Origin of the sequence: Roseburia sp. OM03-7AC (genome assembly GCF_003462625.1) — a bacterium.
Classification (GTDB): domain Bacteria; phylum Bacillota; class Clostridia; order Lachnospirales; family Lachnospiraceae; genus Roseburia_C; species Roseburia_C amylophila.
In genome coordinates, this window is sequence record NZ_QTZJ01000002.1 from 154125 (window position 1) to 172298 (window position 18174).

General features: G+C 38.7%; 10 protein-coding genes. All 10 read left to right on the forward strand.

Translation table 11 applies throughout. From position 1 onward, the window contains the following. The first annotated feature begins 6 nt into the window (after nucleotides 1–6). Nucleotides 7–9447: an ADP-ribosyltransferase-containing protein gene (locus DXB39_RS07140; protein WP_117841384.1), complete on the forward strand. Its 9441-nt coding sequence runs from the start codon at nucleotides 7–9 to the stop codon at nucleotides 9445–9447. A gap of 52 nt (nucleotides 9448–9499) precedes the next feature. Next, nucleotides 9500–10489 carry a BppU family phage baseplate upper protein gene (locus DXB39_RS07145; RefSeq protein WP_117841383.1) on the forward strand — a complete coding sequence of 330 codons (990 nt, stop codon included), beginning with the start codon at nucleotides 9500–9502 and terminating at the stop codon, nucleotides 10487–10489. 1 nt (nucleotide 10490) lies between these two features. Further along, on the forward strand, nucleotides 10491–11528 hold the full coding sequence (locus DXB39_RS07150) for a tail fiber domain-containing protein (RefSeq protein WP_117841382.1): 1038 nt from the start codon (nucleotides 10491–10493) through the stop codon (nucleotides 11526–11528). After that, nucleotides 11521–11982 (forward strand): phage holin family protein, encoded by a 462-nt coding sequence (locus tag DXB39_RS07155; protein WP_117841381.1) that lies wholly within the window; start codon nucleotides 11521–11523, stop codon nucleotides 11980–11982. Before DXB39_RS07150 ends, DXB39_RS07155 begins: the two co-directional genes overlap by 8 nt. A gap of 1 nt (nucleotide 11983) precedes the next feature. Then, entirely contained in the window at nucleotides 11984–12757 is a 774-nt protein-coding gene (locus DXB39_RS07160; protein WP_117841380.1) for an N-acetylmuramoyl-L-alanine amidase, read from the forward strand. 631 nt (nucleotides 12758–13388) lie between these two features. Beyond that, complete coding sequence (locus tag DXB39_RS07165; RefSeq protein WP_117841379.1) at nucleotides 13389–14063, forward strand: response regulator transcription factor; 675 nt, start codon at nucleotides 13389–13391, stop codon at nucleotides 14061–14063. Next, a complete protein-coding gene (locus DXB39_RS07170; RefSeq protein ID WP_117841378.1) occupies nucleotides 14051–15229 on the forward strand; it encodes a HAMP domain-containing sensor histidine kinase in 1179 nt (392 codons plus the stop codon). Before DXB39_RS07165 ends, DXB39_RS07170 begins: the two co-directional genes overlap by 13 nt. Before the next feature lie 67 nt (nucleotides 15230–15296). Beyond that, nucleotides 15297–16175: an ABC transporter ATP-binding protein gene (locus DXB39_RS07175; protein ID WP_117841377.1), complete on the forward strand. Its 879-nt coding sequence runs from the start codon at nucleotides 15297–15299 to the stop codon at nucleotides 16173–16175. Beyond that, nucleotides 16172–17566: an ABC transporter permease gene (locus tag DXB39_RS07180; protein ID WP_117841376.1), complete on the forward strand. Its 1395-nt coding sequence runs from the start codon at nucleotides 16172–16174 to the stop codon at nucleotides 17564–17566. The genes DXB39_RS07175 and DXB39_RS07180 overlap by 4 nt, the downstream gene beginning before the upstream one ends. Next, complete coding sequence (locus DXB39_RS07185) at nucleotides 17496–18134, forward strand: hypothetical protein (protein WP_243006004.1); 639 nt, start codon at nucleotides 17496–17498, stop codon at nucleotides 18132–18134. The genes DXB39_RS07180 and DXB39_RS07185 overlap by 71 nt, the downstream gene beginning before the upstream one ends. The last annotated feature ends 40 nt before the right edge of the window (nucleotides 18135–18174 follow it).

Sequence of the window (18174 nt, forward strand, 5' to 3'; positions counted from 1 at the left end):
AACAATATGGCAGACAGATTATCTTTGGAAGAATTAAAGAAAAAAAGGCAGGAAGGAACACATGAAAATACAGAAAGAAAACTGAATACACGGAGCGCTGCAATAACAAGAGAATCGGGCGGAGAGAGAAAGAGCCTGGAAGAACTTAGACAGGCAAGAATGAATAGAAATGCTTCGCCGGATGTTTCAGTTTTTCACAACAGCATGAGCAGATACCAGCAGGAAAAACCTGCTGGATTTGACTATGCACTGGAAAAGGTACGGAACACGGCAAATACGACCGCAAGAGCAATGTCAAAAAATGGAAGAGCATTACAGGGAGCTTTGGATATTGCAAAAAGAAACCGGGAAACAAAGAAAAAATTAGATAGCTTCAAACCGGTATATGATAGCAGCAATGAAGATAAAACAATGACAGGAAGAAGCAGAGAAAAACTTACACCGACAGAGTACCGAAATGAAAGCACTGGAGAGACAATGACGGTGGAAGATTATAATAATGCAAAAAGCACACTGAATTCAAATCAAAAAGGAAAGCACGGAAACGCAGTAAGCAGTTTTAAAGGTGCAAGAAAACGTGCGATTGAAGAAGCGTTAAAGCAGCAGGAGAATACAGCATGGATGCCGGAAAAAGAACCGGAAACTGCAAAGGAATATGCAGACTACATAGATAAATATTATCAGAGCTTATCTGACCCGGAGCTTGCAAGTCTTTCTGATGAAGAATTATCAGCAAAAATTACAAGTGCGAAGGATGAAAAAGAAGGAAATAAAGATAAGCTTAAGAATTATGAACCGGTATACGGTAGTTTTGATAGTCCAGTGCTGGCAAGAAACATTACCAAGGATACAAAGCTCGCAGGATACAGAAATAGATTAACAGGGGAAACCATGTCTGCAGAAGAGCATGATGCACTGGAAGGTAATACAGCAATCGACAAGTACGAGAATGAGCAGAGTGTAAGAAAAAACCAGAAAGCAATCAAGAAATGGTCGGAGGATTATGCAAAACTCACTACGGAGCAGGAACAGGCTGTCATGCAGATGTATATTACAGACCATGACGAGGAGGAAGCAACAGAGCAGGAACAGGCTATAAGAGATACAATTGGAAGCAGAGACCCATTCGAATTAGAAAAGGCATATAACAGCGCAAAAGAAAACTTGGAAAGTCAGGGAATTAACGCTGATGATATGGAAGAATACTATTCCTGGATTCATAATCGCCAGATTGATACAAAGAAACGGAGAGAACTGGAAGAGGAAACAAAGCAGGAAGGATTAAAAGGATTCCTCATTAATGCAAAGGAATCTGCTACGTCTGTAGGTGATTCATTGCTTTCCGGAGCGGACTTTGTAGACCAGTTGGGTCATTCGGCAAAGAACTATTTCGGAGGAGATGAAGCCTATACACCTTATGACCCGTATTCCGCTCGCTTCACACAGTCGAGAAACCGAAAAAGAGAAGCAGTATCAAATGACATTGATTCCACAATAGGAAAGTTTGTATACGATGTTGGAATGAGTATGGCAGATTCGGCCGCAGCCATGGCAACAGGAAGCGAACCGGTTTCTCTTGGAATCATGGCGGCAAGTGCCGGCTCCCAGGCATATGTGGATGCGTCTGAGCGTGGTGTAGATACGAATAAAGCCGCCGCTATTGGAATTGCCAATGCAGCAGCAGAGGCAGGATTTGAAAAGTTGAGCTTAGACCATTTATATGGCATGGCGGAGAATCCAACCAAAACTACATTTAAGAAAAAGATATTGGATTGGGCTGCCCAGTCTGGAATCGAGGGCAGTGAGGAAGTATTTACCGATTTTGCAGATGAAGCAGCAGACCGCATGATTAATGGCGGATTATCTGAATATAGCACAAATGTAAAGGAATATATGAAAAATGGAATGTCAGAAGACGAAGCAAAAACAGCGGCTAATGAGCAGTTCTGGAATCAGGTAGGGCAGGACTTTGTAGCCGGTGCTATTTCCGGTGCTGTATTTGGTGGAGTTGCAAATACTGTAAATTCTGTACAGTATCATAAAATGGGAAAGACAATTAACCAGGATAATACAATGAGAGATACTATCCTGGAAACAGCAGAGCAGATGCCGGAGAATTCTACAGCAAAGCAGATTGCTGCTACAGTAAAAGCAGATAATATTACTGATTCGCAAATGAGCCAGATTATAGAGTCCATGGCAAAAAGTGAAGACGTAAATCTGGACAAGGTTATAACAGAGGGATTTGTCAGAAAAGGAGCTGAACAGGAACAGGCACAGCAGCAGGCGCAGGAGCTGATGAATAATACTGCAGATACCAGTGCTGCAAGGGAAGATAATGCAATTGAGAACACCACGGGCAACATGACAGGCAGAGTAAAAAATGCGGAAGGAATAGTGATAGAAAATGAGAAAGTTGCACCGGTGCAACCGTATAGCAGAAATCAGACAGGGGTAACTGCAGCAGTAAATAGAAATACAGGAAAACAGGATATCGTTGTAGAGATTGCAGAGAGCACACCGGAGAAAACCATGGTAAAACTGTCAGATGGAAGAGTTGTAGATTATAAGACAGTGGAGATAGGTAATCCAACCATGCGAAATCTGTATAATTTTGCGGCAACATTTGATGATACAAAAGCGGCCAATGCAGTCATTGAGAATTACAACGGGGAAAGTATGCCTACTTACCTGGAATCAACCGCAGTATTTTACAATGCTGGAAAACTTGGAAAAACTTCATATGAGAGTATTATGAATAATCCGGTAAATGCAAGAATTGTAAGTGAAATGTCACCATCAACCTTGCTGGAAATGTATTATCTCGGAGAAAACAGCAGAAGTCCGTTATCACAGAATTCCAATGTGCAGCAGGCCGTGAAGATGGGAACTGGATCCGTAATCGATAACAGACTGGATAAATCTGACAATCGCATGAAATCGGTTGTGGAAATGGTAGCAAAGAAAACCGGGCTAGACATTGAATTGAATGATGAACTGGAGCATGGAGAAAATGGTAACTTCCAGAAAGCATTGTCAAGAATAGCGTTAGCAAAGACCACAGGAAAGGGAAATACTACTAATGAATACACAACACTTGTGCATGAATTGGGTGAATTCTCCGAGGCATATAATCATGAAGGTATGCAGAAAGTAGTAGATACGGTATTGAATTATGTTACAACGAAAGAAGGAGCTGCTTACCTTACAAATGCTATTGAACAGTACCATAAGGCCTATAAGACAGTAGAAAAAGGAAAGACCTATGAAGATTCTGCAAATGAGTATGTATTTGACTATGTAGCAGGACTGTTTGCTGACCAAAAGGGAGTAGAAGCATTTTCCAAGTATATGTCAGAGAACATGACAGAGAGCCAGCATAAGAGCATTCTCAAGACGATTGCTGACTTCTTCAAGGGAGTTTACGACAAAATCACATCATACCTGAATGATCATGTATTATCCAGCACAGCAAAGAAAGCACTGAGAGCAGATGCAGAAGAAGCACAAAGGATAAGAGATATGTTTTTGGGTGAATTGACAAAGGCGCAGGAAAATTATAAGCGGGAAAATGTAACGGCAGAGAAGGGAGAAACAGAGACAATAGACATTAGCTCGAAAAAAACGGTTTCTAAAGATGACAAGAAGAATCCTTTTAAAACATATTCTTTAAACATTGAAGAGAGATTAAGCGGAGATGAATTGCTAAATGCTCTCGATATGATAGAGGAAATAAAAAGAGCAGGCGGGGAAGTAGATGAGTATGGAAATGTAAGATTGTATCATGCAACAAGCGAAAAAGCGGCAAAGAAAATTAGAGAAGAAAAGATAATGGTTGCAAAGGAAGACGGCATCTTCTTTTCAACTAAGAAAGATGGTCAGATTGTAGGGTATGGAAAGGAAATATTGGAATTTACTATACCGGTCGAGAAGCTTGTGCTGGATGATGATTTTGGGGATGAATTGCACTTTAGACTTCCGCTTGAAAAAAGTTGGGAATACGACGTATCGGATTCACTTGTGATAGATGGTATACAGCGGATGAAGACAACTGAGAGTGGAATCAGATACTCAATAACAATTGGACCAGATGGAATAGAAAGATATGCGCTAAGTAATGAAACGAAAAAACTGACTTTTAAAGAACGTAAAAAAAGAATGCTGAATATCATGAGAGAACAATATGCAGGTCGTGCAGCAAAGTTTGTAAAAAATGGACATGTATATTATGCACTTTATGATGAAAGCGGAATTAGAAAGGGGATATATGGAGATAAAAAATCTAGCAGGAAAGGATTAAGAGCTAAAATCAGCATAGGCGCAGAAGGAGAGTATATTGAGCTTGCAGAAAATAGTATTTATACAGGAAGTAAAACAGAGCTAGGGAAAACAAACAGATTCCATAGAAATGCAAAAACATGGGATTATTATATCAAAACAATTGAATTTGAGGGAGACTACTTCGATGTGCTAATAAATGTAAAAGATACTGGAAATGAACATTATGTATATGATGTAACATTAAAAGAAGCAGTTTCACGATCAAACTCCCGAGGGTTTTACAACGATAATGAAACTGCTTCTAAAAGCAGTATATCACAGAATCAGAAAAATGCAACAACTTTTTCACTTGATGTAGATTCCGAAGGAAGAAAATTATCAGAAGAGCAGAAAGAGTATTTTAAAGATTCAAAGGTTGTGGATTCAGAGGGACGGCTTAAGGAAGTTTATCATGGAACCGGAAGTGATTTTACAGTATTTTCACATGATTATATTGGACAATTGGGTTCGGCAGAAGGAAGAGGCTTTTATTTTACAGATAATCTGGATAAGGCCAAGGGATATCAAAAAAATGGTACTGGCGTAATGAAGGGATATTTAAACATTGAGAAGCCGTTATCTTTGTCAGAAGTAACCTTGAAACCAAAGGATTTGAGGAAAATCTTAAAAGAAATTGACCCGACCGGAGATGAAATATTAAGTAATTATGAATATACTGGAGAGGGTTATCCATCCCAAAGTTGGTACAATAGAGCTATGAATGATGCAGTAGAATCATTAATACAAAATAAAAATGATGCAGAAATTCTTGCGGAGATAGTAAACACTGGCTCAGACAATGAAACTGTATTAAAAACAACAAGAAACCTCCTTGGATATGATGGTTTTATAGAAAAAAATAAGTATGAAGATGGCGAAGTATATGTAGCGTTTGAATCCAATCAGTTTAAAAACGTAGATAATAAAAAGCCGACAGCGGACCCGGACATCAGACATTCAGTGGACATTGATGAAGACCTCATGGCAATCCTGGAAGAGGAATATTCCGATACAGAAAAGGAAATGGGTTCTATTATTGAGGACGGCTTTAAAGCACTTAAAAATGTGAGCATTGACGATAAGACAATGCGTAAGATAGCATCCGAGGTCAAGCAGGAATATAAGAGTACCTACAATGCGAAGGAACTGGCGGATAATCTGACGAAGGTATTTGCATACCTGAAGGATACAAAGAATGTATCTTATGAAGATATGGTAAGAATCGTGCAAGAAATTGCCGCTCCGGTAATTGAAGAAAGCACAGATGTGGATAGTGTGGAAGTGGATGTGTATAACTCATTCAGAAATACATTAAAAGCACAGAAAATCCGGTTAAATGAAGCACAGAAGAAAGAAGTGGCTCATTATTACGATAGCTACGAGAAGTTCCGGAAGATGAATTTCGGAAACATTACGTTTTCCGAAGATGGAGTATACCTGGATTCCTTGTGGGATGAACTGTGTCAGAGCTCTAATTATATATTGGATATGGATATTGCTGTAAATGACCAGCCAATAGCATTGATTGATGCTATGAATGAGATGAAACCGGCAAAGCATAATATCTTTGGAATGAATAAGCAGCAGGCAGCATATGACCTTGCATTAGACATTTACCGGAGATTTTTTGTAGAGCAAAGCACGGATGCAGCAAATAAAAAGGTGCTGGCGGAAACCCAGAAGCTGATTGCAAAGCAGCAGGAATACAGAAAGAATCTGAATGCAGAATACCGTGAAAGATTCGAAAAACTGAAAGAGCAGGAAAAGACCAGACGAGACAGCCTGAAACAGAAGTATGAAAGGGCTCTGGATGAACAGAAAAGAGAACTCAGCTCGGCTATGGCCTATCGTGATGCAAAGGCAGAAACGGAAATCAGAAAGAAAATAAAGTCATACGAAGCAAAGCTGGCAAAGGTGAAACAGCAGAGCAACGATAAGTATATGAAGCTGAAAGCGGCGCAGTCAGAGAACCGTACGGCGAAGAGAAATATTGAGGAGCGGAGAAGATACCGGGAACGTATAAAAAAGAATGCACAGGGAATCGTAGCAGCATTCAACCAAAATACGGATAAGAATCATGTACCGGATGCATTGAAGAAAACAGTTGCAGACTTTATCGATGCGATAGATTTTGCGACAGACCGGACGAATCCCAATAGTGTTAATTCACTGAAATGGTACAATGCATTAAGCCAGATGCAGCTTAAGTTATCCGATGAGAGAGAAGCTATTTCCAGAGATTATGAAGACCTTTACAATGCACTCATGGATGGCAGTTCAGGAGATAAGAAAACCAGTTCTTTACTGGATGACATAGCAGACTTCTTAAATAATAATGAGGGTGTACGAATTTCGGACATGGATATGAATGGCTTGAGATATCTGGACAGACTTGTTTCAGGATTGAAAAGAGCAATTAACAGCGTGAACCAGCTCTATGTAAATGAGCGCACGCAGAAGCTGGAAGACCTCGGAGACAGTACAATTGAAGAATTGCAGAAAAAGAAAGACAAGACTCTATGGAATGAAGATACATTAAGAGGAAAAGTAATCAGCAAAGCGGAAAATATGCTGAATGCAAATATGTTAGACCCAAGGTCGTATTTTTACCGCCTGGGAGATTCAGCACTAAGTATCTACAATGGATTAAGAAAAGGGCTGAATAACAGAATAATAAAAATCGCAGAAGCACAGGATTATATGCAGTCACAGCTTAGTAAGATTGCAGAGGAAAATGGTTACACTGAAAAACAGTTAAAAAGGGAAATGAAGAAATGGACCGGAAAAGATGCAGAAGTTCATGAGTTCAAAATCAGAGGTGAGAAATTACGAATGACGACAGCCCAGATGATGGGATTGTATGAACTTAAGAACCGGGATCAGGCAAAAGAACATATCAAGTATGGAGGAGTAATAACAAATACAAAGCAAGGAATAAAAGTATATAGAAGTGCAGAAGGAATCAGACTCACTGAATATGAAGTGGGAAGAATATGCAATGAACTCACACCGGAACAGAAGAAAATAGCGGATGCCATGCAACAGTTCATGCAGAACAGATGTTCTGCATGGGGTAATGCTACCACAATGCAGATGTATGGATACAGAAGATTCGGCGGACAGCATTATTATCCGATTAAAACATCCGGAAATACTGTAGATACAAAGGACAAGACTTCATACTGGGGAGTGAAGAACCAGGGATTTACAAAAAAAACAATGAAAAATGCAAGAAATGCCATCGTAGTGGATGATATCTTTGATGTATTTACAAAGCATGTAACGGATATGGCAAGCTATGGAAGCTATACAGCGGCATTATCAGATGCAATGAAATGGTTTAATTACAGACAAAAAGCAGGGCTGGACGACCACATGACAGAGGATGAAGTATTAAATATTCTGGAGTCAAAAACATCTGTCAAAGCACAGATAGAGAGAGCCTACGGAAAAGAATATCAGGAGTATTTCGAAAAATTGATACAGGATATCAATGCAGAAGGAACGGGAGATGTACAGGTCAAATTCATTGATGGACTGGTTGGAAACATGAAAGCAGCATCGGTGGCGGCAAATATCAGAGTGGCAATACAGCAGCCAACGGCTTATTTCCGGGCAATGGCAGTAATGGATACGAAGTATCTTATGAAAGCATTTACTAAGCTCCCGAAAGTACGAGAGGTACAGGAAAAAGTACCTATTGCAAAATGGAAGTCATGGGGATATTTTGAAACATCCATAGGTCAATCCATGAAAGAGGTTATTACGGCGCAGCATACTGTTAAAGAGGGATTGCAAGATATATCTATGAAAGTTGCTCAGAAACTGGATGACATAACATGGGGCGTATTGTGGAATGCGGTAAAGCTGGAAACAAAAGCATTACATCCGGACGTGGATATCAGCTCTGATGAATTCACAGAATTGTGTGTAGATAGATATGATGAGCTTATCGACCAGACACAGGTAGTCGATTCAGTACTTCACCGGTCGCAAATCATGAGGAGCAACAATGGTTTGCATAAAATGGCAACGTCCTTCATGGCAGAGCCAACAAAATCTTATAATATGTTAGCAAATGCAATAAGAGACTGGTATGAGATGCCGGGTAAGTGGAATGCAGGAAGTAAAAGATTTTTTAAGCAGACGTTGAAAGCCTATATTATTACGAATGTTGTGAATGCAGCAGCGCAGTCATTCGTGGATGCACTTAGAGATAAGAAAGACGATGATACTACATATTGGGAGAGATGGCTTGCTGATTACAAAGACAATGTAATAGATAATCTGAATCCAGTACAGTTAATCCCATACATTAAAGATGTACTTTCGGTTGTGCAGGGATATGATATAAACAGATTGGACATGCAGGGATTGTCGAAACTGTATGCAGGAGTGGTAAGCATACAGAAATATGCAACAGATGCAGACTACAGAGAAAAACATACCTGGTTAGAAACGGCAGAGCCGTTCATGAATGGAGTTTCTTTAATAACAGGCATTCCAATTTATAATGTGGAAAGAGATTTCAAAGCTATTTATAATACCACCACAGGAAAATATCTGGGAGGAATTAAAAGAACAGATTCTCGTCAATATGAGAGAATGCTAAATGCTTATCTTTCTGGAGATAAAGAGTTGTATAAAGAGGTAGAAGACGAACTGAAGGATAAAGGGCTTAAAAAAAAGAAAATAATATCAGGAGTTAAGAGAAAGGCCAAAGAAAGATACCTGAATGAAGAAATAACAGAGAAAGAAGCCAAAGAATTCTTAAACAAAAAAGCCAGTCAGAGTGATGAAGAGGTATGGACCACATTAAAAGAATGGAACAGCGGCGGAACGTATAAGGAATTATACAAAGCAATTGATAATTCTATGAAAAAAGGAGCAGACAGAGAAAAGATATTTAACTTTATCCGGGAAGCAAAAGACAAGGGAGGAAAAAAGGATAGTGACATTGCCACAGCAGTGACAAATAAGTACAAGAAAAAGTATCTTGAAGCAAAGAAGAAGGGTAAATATGCAGACATGAAAAACCTGCTTATCTCAGTTTATATGCACCTCGGATATACGCAGGCGGAAGCAAATAAAAAAATTGATGATTGGTCAAAAATCGAGACGGAATAGGGGAGAAATCCCCTATTTCTTTTTTATATAATGAGGGCGAAGGAGGTTATCTATGAGGAATAATATCGTAAATAATATGCGACTTGACCTGGATCATGAACGGACACGCCCCCGGATTTCTGTAAGACAGGGAGATACAAAGACAAGAAGCCTGCATTTTACACTTATGCAGAGCGGAAAGATATACGACTTGTCGGATGTATTAGTGGCGGCAGTAAGCATCGTGAAGCCAGATGGTAAAGTTTGCTACAACGATTGTGTAATAGATGGCTCTGAGATACAGTACGAAGTCACGACACAGACCATTAATGTGTTGGGCGAATGTATTGGACAGATAGAGCTGTCTATGCAGGATGGGGCAGTTATTACTTCGCCGGAGTTTGTAATCTATGTATATAACAAGATTCTGGACCCGAATATCATTGAATCTCAAAATGAATACAAATCATTGGTGCAGCAGGTTGCTCAGGCAGAAGACTATTGCAACCAGGCAGAACAGTACAAGACACTTTCGGAGAACGCAGAGAGGAATATATCTGCTATGGAAAGCGGATTTACCGAGAAAGCAACAGCTCTTGAGGAGTATCAGAATGAGATATCAGGTATGCAGGAAACACTGAGGCAGCAGGCAGATGATGCAATAACTTTAATAAACCAGTCAGTAACAGAAGCTAGTGGATATGCAGATGAAACGAAGAACAGTGCCGCAGGAGCGGCAAGCAGTGCCGCAGGAGCGGCCGGAAGTGCAACGGAAGCGGCAAACAGTGCGAAAGGAGCGGCAAGCAGTGCAACAGGAGCAGCGAACAGTGCGACAGATGCTAGTGGATATGCAGATGAAGCGAAGAACAGTGCCGCAGGAGCGGCCGGAAGTGCAACGGAAGCAGCAAACAGTGCGAAAGGAGCAGTGAGTAGTGCAACGGAAGCAAAAAATTACGCTACCGGAGATAAAAACTCAGCAAAGGTTTATTATGAAAAAACACTAGAATTATTTAATAGTCTTCAGAATGTAATAGATTCGATAGGCTATCCGAAAGGAGTATAAAATGGCGTATGAAAAAATAAATTGGAAGAATTATCCAGATAAAACCACACTGATATCAGCGGAAAATTTAAATCATATGGATGAGGGAATCTATGATTTAGACCAAAATAAAATATCGAACGATAAAATAACACAGAGAGAAAATATAACGCAGGAAGGATATGTACTTGATGGAAGGGAAAAAAATCCAAATGAAGAGGGTACACTTGCCAAACAGCTTGTAGACTTTAAGAAAAAAGCAATTACAACAGATAACATTAAGCAGCAGACGGTTAGCAGTGCGGCAGTTGCAGATACGGCAAAAAGTACGACATGGAAAGGAATAACTGGCAAACCTGCAACATATCCACCTAGTTCGCATTCACACGATTATCTTCCAAACAATCCACCTTGTATAGAGATATTTGGGCAGGCAGGTGTACCATTTATTGATTTCCACTATGGTGGAAGTTCAGCAGATTATACAAGTCGTTTAATTGATGCAAGTTCAACTTTTAACTATTTAACAAACAGTGGAATCCATCAGTTTTGCAATGGAAGTGGTAGCCAAGTTGCAAGGATACAATCGAATGGAACATTTGGAGCATTAAGAGGTGGAACTGCAATAGTAGGAAGTGCAATTTATTGTCAAGCAGACTGGAGTGGAAGTTCTTATGCACCTGTTTATGGTACATCATTTACAAATCCTTCCTCTAAATTAGTAAAGGAAAACGTTGTAGATATGTCAGAAGAGGAAGCAAAGAAGATTCTTCAATTAAAACCGGTAGATTTTGATTACATTGAAGCATACGGTGGTGAAAAAAATCAGCATGGTTTAATTGCCGAAGATACATTAGGTATTATTCCTTCCTGCGTGACGATACCGGAAGACTATTCAGAGAAAGAGTTTGATGCTGAGAAGGGAATTCGAAATAAGGTATTAGCAATTGATTATTCGAAATTGGTTCCATATCTTATTAAGATAGTGCAGATACAGCAGGAAGAAATTGAAAAATTGAAAGAAGCAATGAACAAAGAAGGAGGAAAAGAAAATGAATAACAACACAATCAAAGCAATCATAACAGCAGTAACGGGGTTCTTATCATCCCTGCTCGGTATCTTGTATGTACCGGTATTGTTATTGGTGGCATGCAACATTATTGACTATGCAACAGGTATTTTCGCATCAAAGTATCGAAACCAGAGAGTAGATTCCTATAAGGGATTCCGGGGAATTGCAAAGAAGATTTCCATGTGGCTTCTGGTGGTGGTTGGAGCAATTGTTGACCAGTTACTGAAATATGCTGCCACCACAATCGGAATCACAATGCCAATAACATTCCTCATAGCGTGCGTGGTAGCCATATGGATTATATGCAATGAAATCATCAGTATTCTGGAGAATATCAAGGATATAGGTGCACCGGTTCCACCGTTTTTATTACCACTGTTGAAAAATCTGAAATCACAGGTGGAAGAGGTTGCAAAGACAGAAGAGAAGGAGGAAGAATAAGATGAAAATTGGATTAAATGCAGGACATACACTTTCTGGAGCAGGAAGTGGAACAATTGGAGTTATTTCAGAGAGCACAGAAACAAGAAGAGTCTGTAACAGATTGACAGAGCTTCTTACAACAGCGGGGGTGCAGGTGGTACCATGCACAGTAGATTCCGCACCAACACAGGCAGCATATTTACAGAAAGTAGTAGCAATGGCAAATGCAACTGATTTGGATTATTTTATTAGTATTCATCTTAACAATGATGCTGCAAGAGCAGGACATGGAGTAGAGGCTTATACATACAAGGGCAGACAGTATCCTGATGCTGTAGAGGTATGTGAACATATTGCAGCACTTGGATTTACTAACCGTGGAGTAAAAGCCGGAAGCGGATTATATGTTATCCGCAAAACAAAGGCAAAGGCAATGCTTATTGAGGTGTGCTTTGTGAATAATCCGGATGCAGCACTGTATGAACAGAAGTTTGAAGAGGTATGCAGAGCAATCGCATACGCTTTATCTGATTATGTAGCGGCTGAATCGAAGCCAGTTGCACCGGTACAACTGCCCGAGAAGAAAAAGTATGTGAAAGTACTGGTAGATAATTTGGCAGTCAGAAAAGAACCAAGTTGGGATGATAGTGCTGTTGTTGAACGTGAGGCAAAAAATGAAGTCTTTACAATTGCAGAAGGACCTATTAAAGTAGGTGGCGGAAGTATGTATAAACTTATTTCAGGAGTATATATTACAGCAGCGAGTAAGTATGTATCGGTGTATGAAAAATAGTGTATTATAGGGCGAGAAAAGCCAAATAGTCTGACAATAGCTGTATACTGGTGGGTTACAAAATAGCGTGCATGTAAGTAAATAAGATATACCTTAAGCGAGGGCTATGCTCGCTCAGGGTGTCTGCTAATTAAGAATTTTTAAGTGAATAAATGATATGGAGAAGTCCTGTAAACCCAGTGTTTATGGGACTTTTCTTTGTGTGTTGATAAGACATGCGAATTGTCAGAATATTCATAAATAGAAGATAATTTACGTTGTTTTGAGGTCGTTATATACACATGATACACAAGTGATATACAGGTGGTATACACTCATTTTTACTGATTTTGGATGATTTTTTGAAGCATTTCATCCTTTACTTTTCAAGATGACACAAGGCTTATTCTGCAGGCTGTTCTATTGCAATTACAGGGATTTTCTGTTGCTGAAATTGTTCTGATATAGGATATATAGTCACTACTTTTAGGGGGGGAAGTTCATATTTGCACAGTTGATTTGATGTGTGGGAATCAGTATAATTTGCAATGGATAAAATCAAAGAGATCTATCGAGCAAAATATAAATTTGGCGTTATTTTGACTTTTATCTCTTAATATAAAAGGCGAATATATGAAAAAGGAGTTGCATTATGAGATATAAAGTATTGGTTATAGATGATGAAGAAATGATACGCACGATGCTCAGTAAGTGCCTGGATGCAGAGGGTTTTCTGGTATATGCGGCAGAGAGTGCAAAAAAAGCATTGGAGCTGATGTCTGTTACACCAGATATTATACTGTTAGATATAAATATGCCCGAAATGGATGGATTGGAATTATGTCAATTTATTAGGAAACATATATCCTGTCCGATTGTTTTTCTGACAGCAAGGGTAACGGAACAGGATTTAATTAACGGCTTATCAGTTGGCGGAGATGATTACATCACAAAGCCGTTTAGTGTTGATGAATTGTTAGCAAGAATTTCTGCACATCTGCGGCGTGAAGAAAGGAAAAGTACTGTATCAAATCTAAAATTTAATAATGAACTAATTATCGACTACAACAGCAGAACAGTTTTTTGGGGGAAGGAACAGTTGGAATTCTCAAACAAGGAATTTGAGATTATTCAATTTCTCTCGCAAAATGCTGGAATGGTTTTTGATAGGGAAACCATATATGAAAAACTTTGGGGTTATGACGGTGAGGGAGATAGTATCGTAATTAAAGAACATATCCGAAAAATACGAAACAAACTATCAATTTACACCGACAAAAACTACATTGAAACAGTATGGGGGGTTGGATATAAATGGATAAAATAAAAACATCATCACTCAAAAAGTCTATGACCATAACATTTTTGATTACAATATGTGTGATTGCCATATTATCTGGCATTACAATTTTTACGGCAAATCAAGTACAGCAAAAAATATTGGAAAATCGGTACTTGACTATAAAACCATTAAATTTTCAATTAGACGAAAATACAGGTGCGTATGTATTTGATATAAATAATTCTGAAATTGAATGGCAGTCGTTAAGTGTCGGAGATAATGCAGCTTATTACGGGTGCTATGTTGCAATGATAGGTCTGCCTATTCTTTATATTGTTGGCGGTATTGGTGCTGCGACAGCAATATATTATCGCAGAAAGCTGCGCACACCTATTGCACAGTTACAGAATGGAATAGAAAGTATACAAAATAATGACCTCGATTTCAATATCAAGTATGATGGTGATGATGAATTAGGGCGATTATGTCGTTCTATGGAAAAAATGCGCAAAGAGCTACGGCAGAATAATAAAGCATTGTGGGAGTCATTAGAGCAAAGAAAATTGTTAAATGCTTCAATTGCACATGACCTTCGGACGCCGATTACTGTTCTGAAAGGCTATCTTGACTATCTGGAGAAGAATATCCCCCAAGATAAACTTACAGAAGATATGCTGATGGAGACATTGTCGTCTATGCAGGGGGCTACAACACGGCTACAGCAATATGTCGATTGTGTTCGTGACATTGAAAAAATAGAAAATATTGAAATTAAACGAGAGCCACAGAACACAGCCGCATTACTTAATGAAATTGAAAGTGATATCCGTCTGTGGGCAAAAGATAAGGATATTATTTTTACAGGTAATATTTCCACGACAACCGTAAATATAGATAAAAGCGTTTTCTTTCGGATTATAGACAATCTTGTGCAGAACGCATTAAGATATGCCGAGAAACAGGTTGATGTGCATTTTTCACGAAAAAATAAGTTTATCGTTGTTACAGTAAAAGATGACGGACAGGGCTTTACAGATACAGATTTGATGCAGGCAACAACTTTGCTTTACAGTAAAGATAAAGGTAATGAACATTTTGGAATAGGGCTTACAATTTGTAAATTGCTATGTGAAAAGCATGGCGGATTACTCTGCATTTCAAATATTAAAAATTCTGGAGCGTGCGTAACTGCCAAAATAGAAGTTTTTTAGAGCTCTTTTCGGAAAATTGACTTTTAGATATTAAAATCTCCTTACAACACAAGTAAGGAGGTCTTTTATGGAAATTGTAATTAACAATCTTTCAAAAAGATACGGAAAAAAAGAAGTTCTTTCTGATATATCACTTTCTATTCCTGCTGGAATGTATGGGCTTCTCGGACGAAACGGAGCAGGAAAAACGAGCTTAATGAGGATTTTAGCAACGCTTTCAGTTCCGACAAAAGGTGAAGTAATGATAAATGGTGTTTCAATAAAAGAAACAACCAAAATCAGAGAGATGGTGGGTTATCTCCCACAAGAGTTTTCGTTTTACAGAAATATGAGTGTTTATGAAGCAATGGATTATCTTGGATTGTTGTCTAACATTCCAAGTAAACTCCGAAAGAAAAAAATTTTTACATTGCTTGAACAAGTAAACCTACAGGATAATGCCCGAACAAAAGTAAAAGCATTATCTGGCGGAATGAGAAGACGCTTGGGCATTGCACAAGCATTATTGCACGACCCACAAATCCTCATTGTTGATGAGCCAACAGCAGGGCTTGACCCAGAGGAACGTATTCGTTTTCGTAATCTGCTTTCCGAGTTTGCTGACGAACGGATCGTTTTGTTGTCAACGCATATTGCTTCCGATGTTGAGTCCACCTGCGAGAATATTGGTGTATTAAATGAAGGCAGGTTGATTTGGGGCGGCAGCACGGAAGAATTGATGCAAAAAGCCGAGGGTAAAGTTTACCTTATCACGGCTACAAAAAAGCTTGATAAAACTATCAAAGACAAATATTGTGTTTTGAATATCAATACTTCTCGTTCTGGTACACAGTATAGAGTTTTATCAGATACACCGCCCGAAGAAAAACACAAGCTCCAAAATCCTACTTTGGAAGATGGCTATATGTATCTGCTTAGTCAAGTGAACGGAGGTGTTGTACGATGAAGCTATATATTAGAGAATGTCGCAGAATAGCGACAAGCATTATATTTTATTTATTCATTGCCGTTTTAGTTTTTAGTTGGTTTCAGAATTTTCGAGGTGTAACCAAAACAGAAATTGATTGGGCAAATGGCATTAGTCCTGCAAATATTGGTTTCGAGCGGGCTTTGCTTTCAAAGCCTCGTCCCGATGATGACTATTTTGGGAGCAAGACATCGGAGGATAATCCAGAGGCAATTATGACGGGTGTAACAAGGGCGTTGTTGGCAGAATATGAAAGTAATAGTTATGCTACATATCCGGTTGGATACTATAAAGCAATTACATTGAGCGGCGATGAGCAAAGCCGTGTGCTTGAGATAATATGTGAAATAACAGGCTTAACAGAAGAACAATTAGAGGATTTACCAGACGACTATTTCCCTGCTATAACAGGTACAATTATTTCATTTGATGCTATGACCATTGATGAAAATGGCGATTTAACAACAAAAATGGAAAATAGCGAAGAAACTGATGCAGAGCAAGATAAAACCAAACATTTTACATCACAGGTCACTTACGAGCGTTTCAATGAACTGATGCAAGAAATGGAAAATATCATAGGGGAAAAAGGCTCAATATATTCAACAGAAATGATGATTACCTATTTTGGTATGTCGGAAATGACTTATGAAGAAGCATACGCAGAGTACAATAAAACGATTGAGAAAGACAAGATAACAGGCGGTTTTGCTCGGTTGTTCTGCGATTATATGGGATTGGTATTAGGTTTGTATCCAATTTTTATTGTGGTGATTATGTGGCTTTTTGACCGTACAAGTAACACATCTGAATTGATTTACTGCAGAAAGATATCCACGCTCAAACTGGTACTTTCAAGGTACTTTGCAAGTATAACAATGGCTTTGATTCCTGTTATATTGTTGAGCTTTGAGTCGCTCATACCTTTGATATCTTTTGTGGCAGACAAAGGTATTCCGATAGATGGCTTGGCGTACGTCAAATACATTTTGTGGTGGTTACTTCCTACCGTAATGATTGTTTCTGCAACAGGTATGTTTTTCACTTTATTGACCGACTCACCGATTGCCATTGTCCTACAATTCTTGTGGTGGATGATTGATAAAGGAATGACAGGTTTATCGGGTGATACGAGTATTGCCACTTTGATGATACGACATAATACATTGCGAGGTTATGAAATTATACAGGAGGGATTTGAAACGATTTGTATGAACAGGCTTTTATTAGTAGGGCTTAGTATTATGTTTGTCATTCTCTCTGTATGTGTTTTAGGACAGAAACGGAAAGGAAGAATAAATGCAACGAATATCTATGGCAAATGTTTTGGATATATTCAAAACAAATTTTGGGTTAAGCCTGCGAAATAATCTGCTTCTTGCAATTTGCTATCTGTTGCTAATTCCTATCATAAGAGGAACAGCAAATTTAGATGCAGTACGCTCAGCGGAGTGTTTGGAACAATCAGTAACACTCATAGGAATATTTCTTATTGTTCCGCTTAACACTCCAGAACAGTCAAAGGCAATACAAGAGATAATTGGCACAAAGAAATTGCCGCAATGGCTAATCCTATTTGTACGACTAATAATGGCCTTGGTAACACTTATTATTTTGACAAGTATATTTGCAGGAATAATGAAAGAAAATAATTGCACCTTTCCTGTTATTCCCTATGTTACAGGAACAATCATAAGTGAGTTGGCATTGGGAAGTGTCGGTTTCTTTATATCGGTATTAAGTAATTCCGTTATTGCAGGTTATTTAACATCAATGGGATATTTCCTCTTTAATTTTCTTGGGGACATATCAAGTAAAAGTATTTTTTATCTGTTTTCTATGGGAATGGGTAATTATATGGAAAAACTGTGGCTTTTTTTGCTTTGCATATTGCTTATAACAATAGCATTGATTTATGAAAAGAGGAAGAAATTCTGAACCATATAATATCCAGTGTCAGTATGGGAGGGCAGATATT

Coding starts and splice junctions, on each gene's coding strand:
- DXB39_RS07140 (WP_117841384.1), top strand. CDS start 7: ATGGCAGACAGATTATCTTTGGAAGAATTAAAGAAAAAAAGGCAGGAA.
- DXB39_RS07145 (WP_117841383.1), top strand. CDS start 9,500: ATGAGGAATAATATCGTAAATAATATGCGACTTGACCTGGATCATGAA.
- DXB39_RS07150 (WP_117841382.1), top strand. CDS start 10,491: ATGGCGTATGAAAAAATAAATTGGAAGAATTATCCAGATAAAACCACA.
- DXB39_RS07155 (WP_117841381.1), top strand. CDS start 11,521: ATGAATAACAACACAATCAAAGCAATCATAACAGCAGTAACGGGGTTC.
- DXB39_RS07160 (WP_117841380.1), top strand. CDS start 11,984: ATGAAAATTGGATTAAATGCAGGACATACACTTTCTGGAGCAGGAAGT.
- DXB39_RS07165 (WP_117841379.1), top strand. CDS start 13,389: ATGAGATATAAAGTATTGGTTATAGATGATGAAGAAATGATACGCACG.
- DXB39_RS07170 (WP_117841378.1), top strand. CDS start 14,051: ATGGATAAAATAAAAACATCATCACTCAAAAAGTCTATGACCATAACA.
- DXB39_RS07175 (WP_117841377.1), top strand. CDS start 15,297: ATGGAAATTGTAATTAACAATCTTTCAAAAAGATACGGAAAAAAAGAA.
- DXB39_RS07180 (WP_117841376.1), top strand. CDS start 16,172: ATGAAGCTATATATTAGAGAATGTCGCAGAATAGCGACAAGCATTATA.
- DXB39_RS07185 (WP_243006004.1), top strand. CDS start 17,496: ATGCAACGAATATCTATGGCAAATGTTTTGGATATATTCAAAACAAAT.